Annotated in this window: 1 rRNA gene; it reads right to left on the reverse strand. The window is 53.7% G+C overall.

Annotated features, from left to right (window positions below):
- Window positions 1-16: 16 nt before the first annotated feature.
- Window positions 17-1,439: ribosomal RNA gene (locus H571_RS0100075) — 16S ribosomal RNA — on the reverse strand; the annotation flags it as partial.

Below are 1,439 nucleotides of genomic sequence, written 5' to 3' on the forward strand. Positions count from 1 at the left end.
GACTTGGATTTGTCGATAAGGAGGTGATCCAGCCGCAGGTTCCCCTACGGCTACCTTGTTACGACTTCACCCCAGTCATTAACCACACCGTGGTAACCGCCCTCCCGAAGGTTAAGCTAGCTACTTCTGGTGCAATCAACTCCCATGGTGTGACGGGCGGTGTGTACAAGGCCCGGGAACGTATTCACCGCGGCATTCTGATCCGCGATTACTAGCGATTCCGACTTCACGCAGTCGAGTTGCAGACTGCGATCCGGACTACGATCGGTTTTGACGGATTAGCGCCCCCTCGCGGGTTAGCAACCTGCTGTACCAACCATTGTAGCACGTGTGTAGCCCTACTCGTAAGGGCCATGATGACTTGACGTCATCCCCACCTTCCTCCGGTTTGTCACCGGCAGTCTCCTTAGAGTTCCCGACTTAACTCGCTGGCAAATAAGGATAGGGGTTGCGCTCGTTACGGGACTTAACCCAACATTTCACAACACGAGCTGACGACAGCCATGCAGCACCTGTCTCAGAGTTCCCGAAGGCACTAAGCTATCTCTAGCAAATTCTCTGGATGTCAAGAGTAGGTAAGGTTCTTCGCGTTGCATCGAATTAAACCACATGCTCCACCGCTTGTGCGGGCCCCCGTCAATTCATTTGAGTTTTAACCTTGCGGCCGTACTCCCCAGGCGGTCAACTTAATGCGTTAGCTGCGTTACTAAAACCTCAAGGGTTCCAACAACTAGTTGACATCGTTTACGGCGTGGACTACCAGGGTATCTAATCCTGTTTGCTCCCCACGCTTTCGCACCTCAGCGTCAGTATCAGTCCAGAAGGCCGCCTTCGCCACTGATGTTCCTCCACATATCTACGCATTTCACCGCTACACGTGGAATTCCACCTTCCTCTACTGTACTCTAGCTTGCCAGTTCCGGGTGCAGTTCCTAGGTTGAGCCTAGGGCTTTCACAACCGGCTTAACAAACCGCCTACGCGCGCTTTACGCCCAGTAATTCCGATTAACGCTCGCACCCTCCGTATTACCGCGGCTGCTGGCACGGAGTTTGCCGGTGCTTCTTCTGTGAGTAACGTCACGGCTAGTGGGTATTAACCACTAACTTTTCCTCCTCACTGAAAGTGCTTTACAACCCTAAGGCCTTCTTCACACACGCGGCATGGCTGGATCAGGGTTGCCCCCATTGTCCAATATTCCCCACTGCTGCCTCCCGTAGGAGTCCGGGCCGTGTCTCAGTCCCGGTGTGACTGATCATCCTCTCAGACCAGTTACGGATCGTCGCCTTGGTGAGCCTTTACCTCACCAACTAGCTAATCCGACTTGGGCTCATCCGATAGCGCAAGCCTAAGCCTGCTTTCTCCCGTAGGACGTATGCGGTATTAGCACGAGTTTCCCCGTGTTGTCCCCCACTATCGGGCAGATACCCAAGTATTACTC

The sequence above is a fragment of the Marinospirillum minutulum DSM 6287 genome (genome assembly GCF_000422325.1).
Taxonomy (GTDB): Bacteria; Pseudomonadota; Gammaproteobacteria; order Pseudomonadales; family Halomonadaceae; genus Marinospirillum; species Marinospirillum minutulum.